Origin of the sequence: Blastomonas sp. CCH1-A6, from assembly GCF_001556365.1 — a bacterium.
Taxonomy (GTDB): Bacteria; Pseudomonadota; Alphaproteobacteria; order Sphingomonadales; family Sphingomonadaceae; genus Blastomonas; species Blastomonas ursincola.
In genome coordinates, this window is the sequence record NZ_LSIS01000274.1 from 1 (window position 1) to 8937 (window position 8937).

The following is an 8937-nucleotide window of genomic DNA, read 5'->3' on the forward strand; positions in this document are numbered from 1 at the left end:
GATTATCGCACCCCGGTGAGCGAGTCAGAGCAATATTATACCGCGCTCAAGCTGGTCGGCGTGCCCACGGCGCTGGTCAAGGTGCCAGGCGCCAGCCATGGCGGAATCGCGGCGAGGCCGTCGCAAAGCGCGGCCAAGGCTTCGGCGATCATCGCCTGGTTCGAACGCTACCGAAAGGCAGCGCGCTAGACCGTCAGGCGGCGCGCGCTGCAATCTGCTGGAGCCAGGCGCGGGCTTCGCGCTGGGCTTCGGCGATCTGCCGTGCGGTCATCTCTTCGGAGATTTCGGCCCGGCAGAGCTGGCTTTCCTCATGGCCCTTCACGGCGGCGAGGTTGAACCATTTGTGCGCCTCGATCAGGTCGACATTGACGCCGTGCCCGCCGGTGGAGAACGCCACGCCCAATTCAAAATAGGCGTTGATGTCGCCGCGCGCGGCCGCCGCGAGCTTACTCTCGATCAGAAACGTCGCAGACTTCAGACTGTTTGCCATCTCACATGCCCCTCTATTGCATGGCCGGTTTTTCCGACGGGGCAAGATTGGGAAACCATGGTGAAGAAATGGTTAATTCGGCAGATACCATGCCAAAAGTTTTACAATCATCGCGGGGCTACCGGCATATTGTCGATCAGACGCGTGCGCCCAATGCGCGCAGCGACCAGCAGACGGCCGGGCCTGTTCGCCTCTTCCAGAGGCTCCAACGTCAGGGAATCGGCCAGCGTGACGTAATCGACCGAAGCGAATCCTGCCGAAAGCAAGGCCTGCTCGATTCCCTCGAGCGCGACCCTGACGGGTCCTCCTGCCTCGATCACCGCGATCCCCGCCTGCATCGCGCGCGGCAGCATCGCCGCAGCGGCGCGTTCCTCGCTGCTGAGATACGCGTTGCGCGATGACAGCGCCAGGCCGTCGGCATCGCGCACCGTCGGCACGCCGATGATGTCGAGCCCGAAATTGAGGTCGCGCGCCATCGCACGGATGACCGCCAGTTGCTGGTAATCCTTCTCGCCGAACAGCGCCATGTCGGGCTGAACCTGGTTGAACAGCTTGGCGACCACCGTCGCGACACCATCGAAATGGCCGGGCCGCGCCGCGCCGCACAGCCCGTCGCTGACCCCGGCGACGCTGACATTGGTTGCGAAGCCCGCGGGATAGACCTGCTCGACATCGGGCGCCCACAGGATCGCCACGCCCGCCTCGCTCAGCATGGCGGCATCGCTGTCCTCCTGGCGCGGATAGGCATCGAGGTCCTCGTTGGCACCGAACTGCTTGGGATTGACGAAGATCGACACCACGACATGGTCGGCACGCTGCTTGGCTTCCTTCACCAGCTGCATATGCCCGGCGTGCAGCGCCCCCATGGTGGGCACCAGCGCGACATGCCCGCCCTGCCCCTTGAGCAGCGACACCGCCGACCGCAGCCTGTCAACCCGACGTAAGATTTGCACCTTGGTAAAGCCTCCGATAGGGAACGCGGCAACATCGCCGGGCGGATGGCCCATGCGATTCACACTGCAGCACTGGCACAATCATGGGCCTGCTGGAAGGGGCTGGAAAGACCATGGACATGATGACGCGCAAGGCGTCTCCGCATCACATCGTGTTTGCCAATGAAAAGGGCGGCACCGGCAAATCGACCAGCGCGGTGCATGTCGCCGTCGCCTTGTCGTATCTGGGCTTTCGCGTCAGCGCGATCGACCTCGATCCGCGCCAGCGCACGCTGCACCGCTATCTGGAAAACCGCGTCCAGACCCAGCAGCGCCGCGGCATCGAGCTGCCCACGCCGAAGTTCGAGGTGTTCAAGGACGACAACCAGGCGCGGCTCGAACAGATGGTCGAAGCGCTGAGCGGCGATTGCGATTTCCTGGTCTATGACACGCCGGGGCGCGACGACAAGTTCGCGCGCTTCGTCGCCACCCGCGCCGACACGCTGGTCACTCCGCTCAACGACAGCTTCGTCGATTTTGACCTGATCGGCCAGGTCGATCCGGAGAATTTCAAGGTCCGCCGCCTGAGCTTCTATGCCGAGCTGATCTGGGAAGCCCGCAAGGCGCGCGCGAAGACCGACGGGATCGAGATCGACTGGGTGGTCCTACGCAACCGCACCCAGCAGACCGATGCGCGCAACAAGCGCAGGCTCGATGCCGCGCTCGCCGAATTGTCGAAACGCGTCGGCTTCCGCTATGTCCAGGGCCTGTCCGAGCGCGTGGTCTATCGCGAACTCTTCCCCTCGGGCCTCACGCTGCTCGACAAGGGCCATCTCGCGGACCTCGGCACCAGCCACATCATCGCGCGGCAGGAATTGCGCGAGATGGTCTCCGCGCTCAACCTGCCGGGCGTGGGCAGCCGCTCGCCGGAACGGCAGCCGCAGCTGATCTGATCAGGGCTTTTTCATCAGCTTGAGCGTCATCGCGGTCATCGCCTCGGCAGCGGTCGCGATGACGGTATCGGCCTCGGGCGCCCAGAACGGGCTGTGCAGCGAGGGCATTTCAATGCCCTCCTTCTTCGCCTTGGTATATTCTCCCAAAGGCACCCCGCCGACCCAGAAGATCATGCTCTTGATGTTGTCGGGATCGGCCCGGTAGAAACGGCTGAAATCCTCGCCGCCCATCGATGGCGCGACCTGCGCGACGCGCTGTTCGCCGAACCGGCCTTTGAGGAAAGTGCCGATCTCGGTGGTGAATTCGGGGCTGTTATAGACCGCCGGGGTGAAGGTATCGGCAAGCTTGACCTCGGGCATCCTGTCCTCGGGCACGCCCGCGGCAATCGCCTCTCCCTTCGCGATCCGCTTGATCCCGTCGAGGATCTTCGCGCGGGTCTCGTCCGAATAGCTGCGCACGGTCAGCAGCAGCGTCGCCTCGTCCGAGATGATATTGTGCTTGGCGCCTGCCTGGAAGCTGCCCACGGTGACCACGGCAGCATCCTGCGGATCGAGCTCGCGGCTGATCAGCGTCTGCAGCGTGGTGACGATGCGCGCGGCGAGCACAATCGGGTCCTTGGTCGATTGCGGATAGGCGCCGTGCCCGCCCAGACCCTTCACCTTGATGTCGACGCTGTCGACATTGGCGAGCGCGAAGCCCGGCGTATAGCCGATGAAACCGGCCGGGGCCTGCGCGGCATCGTGAAAGCCCAGCACATATTGCGGCTTGGGAAAGCGCGTGAACAGCCCGTCATTGAGCATCGCGACCGCGCCCGAGCCGATCTCCTCCGCCGGCTGCAGGATCATCACCAGCGTGCCCGACCATTCGGCCTTGCGCTTGACCAGCTGCCGCGCGGTGGCGACCCAGCCGGTCATGTGCGTGTCGTGGCCGCAGGCGTGCATCACCCCGGTCTCGATCCCCGCCGGGCTCATCGCGCGCACCTTGCTGGCAAAGGGCAGCCCGGTCTGTTCGACCACCGGCAGCCCGTCCATATCAGCGCGCAGCATTACCACCGGGCCGGGGCCGTTCTTCATCACCGCGACCACGCCGGTCTTGCCGACGCCCTCGGTCACCTCGAAACCCAGCCTGCGCGCTTCGACGGCGAGCTTCTTGGCGGTGCGCACTTCCTGGAAGCTCAGTTCCGGATTGGCGTGCAGGTCGCGGTACAGGTCCATCAGCCCGGGCATATCGGCGGCGATATCGGCACGGACCGTGTCCTGCGCAGCGAGCGGCGTAGCTGCGACAAGCGCGAGGGCGGATGCGGCAACAGCGCGCGCGAGAAACTTGGCGACCGGCATGAGTGTCTCCCCAGACATGTGTTGGGGTCAGGCTAACGCCTTGATGCGGTTACGCCAATGGGTTTCCGCCCGTCATTCCCGCGAACGCGGGAATCCCGCTTTTGCGTATCCGGGGAAATGGAAAGCGGGCCCCCGCCTTCGCGGGGGTGACGACGAGGGCGGCCCTTATTTCACGGGCCGCAGATCGATAATGTCCATCGTCGATTCGTAATAGGGCCGCGGAAAGACGATCCGCCAGCGATCCTTGCCGATCCGTTCGACCGTGCCCGCCAGGTCGCGCTCCTTGTCCTGGCCATAAGGCACAAGCCCGGCATCGTCGCCGAGCATCAGCGACCCCAGGAACACGCCGCTGCGCTTCGTGTCCGCATGGATATAGCCGACCGGGCGCTGCGATCCGGTGAGCTTGACGAACTGCCTCTTGTCGCCAGTGCCATAGATGGCGCAGACGAAATCGGGATAGGCCACGAACGCCAGATACTGCCCGCCCAGCTTGTGCGTCGCGCACCGGTATTTGCCCTCCGGCGGCAGCGGGTCGGCAAGGCGCGTGTCCGGATCGTAGAGCAGCGGATTCTTCGCCAGCTCGCCCGCATATTCGGACGCGCGCACCTCTTTCAGCGCGGCGACGAAGGTCGCATCGCGCTGCTTCAGGCGCGCGGCATCGGCGGGGGTGGCGACATCCTGCCAGCGCTCGGCGATCGCCGCGCCGCTTGCCGACAGCAGCGCCATTGCCGCCAGTGTCTTCCATCCGAATTGCATCGAGCCTCTCCCGCTTGGCTATTTGTGCGGCGCAAGGTCGAACGCGGCGGTCTTTCCGTCTAGAATGTTCTGCGCCAGGATGTCGCCCTTCTGCATTGTCGCGCGCACCGCGTCTATGCCCTGCTGCCAGTGCACTTCCATCGTCGCGCGCGAGAATTCGAAATCGCGCATCCCGCTCTCCCATTTCTGCACCTTGTAGATCAGGTGCACGATGTTGACCGCATTGTCGGTCACCAGTGCCCGCACGCGCTGCACATCGGGTTGGCTGCACATGTCGGCAGGCAACATCGACAGCACGTTGCGCAGCGCCGCATGCTCCTTGCGCAGCTTGAGATAATAATCGGTCACCTGGCGGGTGCGGCTCGAATAGCGGATGTCCTTCTCGCGGCTCATGACATCGGCGAACTTGGTCGGCACCTCGCCCTTGGCGGGGAAGAGATCGACCTGGAAGGCGAGCATGTCGCTGGTCTGGTTCTCGAGCACATAGGCCAGCGGCGTGTTGCTGACCAAACCGCCGTCCCAGTAATATTTGCCGTTGATCTCGATCGGCGGAAAGCCCGGCGGCAGCGCGCCGGAGGCCAGGATATGCCGCGCGTCGATGGTCTGCGGGCCTTGCGGATCGCGCGTGTCGAAATAATAGAAATTGCCCGATTCCACGTTCACCGCGCCGACCGAAAAGCGCACCGGCCCGTTGTTGAGCCTGTCCCAATCGACGAACCGATCGAGCGTCTTGGCCATCTCGCTGGTATCGTACATGCTGACCGCCGCCGGCGTGCCCGGCCAGGCCATTGGCGCAGGGATCAGGTGCGGGCGGAAGAAACCCGGCACGCCAACCGTGGCAGCCGCAGCAGCGCCTGCAAAATGGTTTATCTCGCGCAGCGCGTCGCTGTCTCCCCAGACGAAATTGGGAGAGCCCGAAGTTACCAGTTCCCAGAACTCGCGCAGCCGCTGGCATGCGACTTGCGGCTCGTTGCCCGCGATGATCGCCGAGTTGATCGCGCCGATCGAGATGCCCGCGACCCAGTCGATCCGTACATTCTGACGCACCAGTTCGCTGAACACGCCCGCCTGATACGAGCCGAGCGCGCCGCCGCCCTGCAGCAGCAAGGCGACCGTCGGCGGCAAAGGCACCGCGGCCGATTGCAGGTCCATCTGTTCGAGCGATGCGGGCATTCCAGTTTCTCCAGGGCATGGGGCAGCGCATTTATGCCGCACTGCACAATAGACCAGTTCGGGAAAAAATCGATGGTGCTAAATCGCACCTTCCGGTGTTACTGTTCGAAGCCAAGCCGCAAAAGGGAACAGCGCCGGTCATGAAGCTCGACGATTATCGCACCAGCGACAATATTTCCGATCAGCGCGGCGGTGGCGGCGGCGGCTTCAACCTTCCCATCGGCGGCGGCAAGATGGGGATCGGCACGGTCATCATCCTGGGCATCGCGGCCCTGGTCTTCGGCATCAACCCCATGGACCTGATGCAGGGCGGCGGCCTGCCCGGCGGCGCGCCTGTCCAGACCCAGCAGGGCGGACAGAATGCCGCGCAGAGCTGCGCGGTCGATGAAAAGAGCAAGTTCAGCTGCCAGGTACTCGCCAGCACCGAGGACACCTGGGGCGCGATCTTCCGCGAACAGGGGCAGCAATATCAGCCCGCCACGCTGACCTTCTATGACCGCAACGGCCGCTCTGGCTGCGGCGCGGCGCAGAGTGCAATGGGGCCATTCTACTGCCCGGCGGACAATGGGATCTATCTCGACACCAGCTTTTTCGACGAGCTCGCCACGCGCTTCCAGGCGGCGGGAGATTTCGCCCAGGCCTATGTCATCGCGCACGAGGTCGGCCATCATATCCAGACGATCACCGGGCGCTCGAACGAGGTCCGCCGCGCGCAACAGGCAGCGAGTGAGGCTGAAGGCAACGAGTTGCAGGTGCGCATGGAGCTGGAGGCGGACTGCTATGCCGGGGTGTGGGCGGCGCGCAACCGCGACCGGATCGAGCCGGGCGATATCGAGGAAGGGCTGACCGCCGCCAATGCCATCGGCGACGATACGCTGCAAAAGGCGGCAGGACGCAGGCCCGTTCCGGAAAGCTTCACGCACGGCACCTCGGCCCAGCGCATGGCCTGGCTCAAGAAGGGGCTGACAACCGGTGATCCGGCGCAGTGCGACACCTTCAGCGCGGCACGGTTGTAACTGGGCGCATCGTTTGCCGGTATGATGCGTATGCGCTGAGACGGGCGTCGCATGCGACGCCGATGCAACAGGGGAAGAACCATGCGCTACACCGTTACCGCCATCGCCACGCTCGCACTTCTGGGCACAGCCCTGCCCGCCGCTGCCCAGAATCAGGCGGCCGATCGCCCCAAGACCACTGAGAAAATGGCCGAGGATGTCGTCACCCAGCCGGCGCAGGATGTCGGCATCGACAAGAAGGACATTCCGGAAAATCTGCTGCGCATCCAGGACAAGCCCTATTCGCTCGCGGGCATCAAGAGCTGCGCGCAGATCCGCAGCGCCATTGGCGACATGGACGCGGTGCTGGGCGAGGATCTCGATGTCGTCAACGAGGCCAGCCGCGACGAGAAGCGCAAGGCAACCGCGGGCCGGGTCGGCGGCATCATCGTCAATTCGATCATCCCGTTCCGCGGCGTGATCCGCGAGATTTCGGGCGCGGCCGCGCAGGAGCGGCGGTACAATGCTGCCGTCTATGCCGGCGTCGTGCGGCGCAGCTTCCTCAAGGGCGTCGGCCTGCAACGCGGCTGCAAATATCCTTCCGCCCCCGAGCCGAATGCAGTGAAGTGACTTGCTTCAAAATCCTCACCCTTTAGGGGAGGTGGCTCGCCGCAGGTGAGACGGAGGGGAAGCGTCCGGCAGTTGCGCGGAGCGAAACACAATCCCGCTGCCCCTCCACCGCTTAGCGGTCCCACTCCCCGTTCCGGGGAGGATTTTTAGGGGGGCACAACATGCGACGTTTTCCGGTGCGACGGCTGGGCGATTGCCACACGGTCGATGATTTCCGCGAGCTCGCGCGCAAAAAGCTGCCCTATCCGGTCTTCCATTACATCGACGGGGCCGCCGATGACGAGGTAACCCGCAACCGCAACACTCAGGCCTATGAAGACTGCGATCTCGTTCCCAATGTGCTCGCGGGCGTTGCCGATATCGACATGTCGACCACGCTGATGGGCCGCAAGATCGACATGCCGCTGTTCCTCTCCCCCACCGCATTGCAGCGGCTGTTCCACTGGCGCGGCGAGAAGGCGGTGGGCGCGGCCGCCGAGAAGTTCGGCACGTTCTTCGGCATTTCCTCGCTCGCCACGGTGAGCCTCGCGGAGATTGGCGAGAGCATTTCGAGCCCCAAGCTGTTCCAGCTCTATGTCCACAAGGACAAGGGGCTAAACGCCGCGCTGATCCAGGCGGCCAAGGATGCGAAGTTCGATGCGCTGGCGCTGACGGTGGATACGATCGTGTCGGGCAAGCGCGAGCGCTGCCTGCATACCGGCTTCACCTCGCCGCCGCGCCTGACGCCGTCTTCGGCGATCAGCTTCGCGACGCATCCCGGCTGGACGCTCAACTATCTGGGGCGGGAGCGCTTCTCGCTTCCGAACCTCGAAAGCCATGTCGCCGCAGGCACCGATGCCGCGATCTCGGTCGCCGACTATTTCAACACCATGCTCGACCAGAACATGGACTGGGCGATGGCCGAGCAGATCCGCAGCCAATGGGGCGGCCCCTTCTGCCTCAAGGGCGTGATGAGCGTCGAGGATGCGCGCCGCGCGGTCGATATCGGCGCAACCGCGATCATGGTCTCCAACCATGGCGGGCGGCAGCTCGATGGCAGCCGCGCCCCGTTCGACCAGCTCGCCGAAATCGTCGATGCGGTCGGCGACCGGATCGAGGTGATCTGCGATGGCGGCATCACACGCGGCACGCATGTGCTGAAAGCGCTCAGCGTCGGGGCCAAGGCCTGTTCGGGCGGGCGGCTGTATCTCTATGCGCTCGCCGCCGGCGGGCAGCGCGGGGTCGAGCGGACGCTCGCCAATCTGCGCGGCGAGATCGAGCGCGGCATGAAGCTGATGGGCGTTACCCGGCTCGACCAGCTTGGCCGGGGCAATCTGCGCTGGCGGTGACTATTTGGGGCGGCCGACCTCACCGGTCGCGCTGATCACGACGCGGTCGCTGTTCGAGCCGCGCGCCAGTACCACGGTGACGGACCGGTTGGGCAGGCCGGTTGCATCGAACCAGAAGCGCGCACGGCCCTGATCCTCGGGCTTCTGCTCGCCTTCATCCGTATCGCCCTCGATCCGCGCGATCGTGCCCGGCTTCCAGTCCTGGCTGGGCAGGGTGCGCGCATCGAGCGGCACCCAGGCGCGGTCCTGCCGCGCATCGAAGCCATAACCGGATGGCGCGATCCACACCGCGATCGGGCGCGCGCTCACCACCGCCTCGTCGCGCGCCCGATCGCGGTGTGG

11 protein-coding genes are annotated in these 8937 nt (G+C 64.9%); 5 read left to right on the forward strand and 6 right to left on the reverse strand.

All coding sequences use genetic code 11. From position 1 onward, the window contains the following. A partial coding sequence (locus AX735_RS13130) for a prolyl oligopeptidase family serine peptidase (RefSeq protein ID WP_156447502.1) occupies window positions 1-189 on the forward strand: 189 nt, incomplete at its 5' end. Between the two features lie 4 nt (window positions 190-193). Here the strand turns inward: AX735_RS13130 and AX735_RS13135 are convergent. Next, the gene (locus AX735_RS13135; RefSeq protein WP_023839049.1) at window positions 194-490 is read right to left on the reverse strand and encodes a sel1 repeat family protein; all 297 of its coding nucleotides are present in this window, start codon (window positions 488-490) and stop codon (window positions 194-196) included. Window positions 491-597: 107 nt separating this feature from the next. After that, window positions 598-1443, reverse strand: coding sequence for a pantoate--beta-alanine ligase (gene panC / locus AX735_RS13140; RefSeq protein ID WP_066280976.1), 846 nt, complete (start codon window positions 1441-1443; stop codon window positions 598-600). Window positions 1444-1556: 113 nt separating this feature from the next. Between panC and AX735_RS13145 the strand changes: the two genes are divergently transcribed. Further along, complete coding sequence (locus AX735_RS13145) at window positions 1557-2375, forward strand: division plane positioning ATPase MipZ (protein WP_171007814.1); 819 nt, start codon at window positions 1557-1559, stop codon at window positions 2373-2375. On the opposite strand, the gene AX735_RS13150 is transcribed toward AX735_RS13145, so the two are convergent. From AX735_RS13150 to AX735_RS13160, 3 genes are all read right to left on the reverse strand, one after another. After that, window positions 2376-3713 (reverse strand): amidohydrolase, encoded by a 1338-nt coding sequence (locus AX735_RS13150; protein ID WP_066280949.1) that lies wholly within the window; start codon window positions 3711-3713, stop codon window positions 2376-2378. A gap of 165 nt (window positions 3714-3878) precedes the next feature. Next, window positions 3879-4469, reverse strand: a complete 591-nt coding sequence (locus AX735_RS13155) for a DUF4893 domain-containing protein (RefSeq protein WP_066280953.1) — start codon at window positions 4467-4469, stop codon at window positions 3879-3881. A gap of 18 nt (window positions 4470-4487) precedes the next feature. Beyond that, window positions 4488-5642, reverse strand: coding sequence for a patatin-like phospholipase family protein (locus AX735_RS13160; protein WP_066280959.1), 1155 nt, complete (start codon window positions 5640-5642; stop codon window positions 4488-4490). A 140-nt stretch (window positions 5643-5782) separates the two neighbouring features. On the opposite strand from AX735_RS13160, the gene ypfJ reads away from it, so the two are divergent. The 3 genes from ypfJ (at window position 5783) to AX735_RS13175 (ending at window position 8595) form a co-directional block, all read left to right on the forward strand. Beyond that, window positions 5783-6658 carry a KPN_02809 family neutral zinc metallopeptidase gene (gene ypfJ / locus AX735_RS13165; RefSeq protein WP_066280987.1) on the forward strand — a complete coding sequence of 292 codons (876 nt, stop codon included), beginning with the start codon at window positions 5783-5785 and terminating at the stop codon, window positions 6656-6658. An 81-nt stretch (window positions 6659-6739) separates the two neighbouring features. Continuing rightward, window positions 6740-7267 carry a hypothetical protein gene (locus tag AX735_RS13170; RefSeq protein WP_066280964.1) on the forward strand — a complete coding sequence of 176 codons (528 nt, stop codon included), beginning with the start codon at window positions 6740-6742 and terminating at the stop codon, window positions 7265-7267. Between the two features lie 161 nt (window positions 7268-7428). Further along, complete coding sequence (locus tag AX735_RS13175) at window positions 7429-8595, forward strand: alpha-hydroxy acid oxidase (protein ID WP_066280972.1); 1167 nt, start codon at window positions 7429-7431, stop codon at window positions 8593-8595. Here AX735_RS13175 and AX735_RS13180 read toward each other — a convergent pair. Next, window positions 8596-8937, reverse strand: a 342-nt coding sequence (locus tag AX735_RS13180) for a GspH/FimT family protein (RefSeq protein WP_202189578.1), incomplete at its 5' end; no start/stop codon positions are given.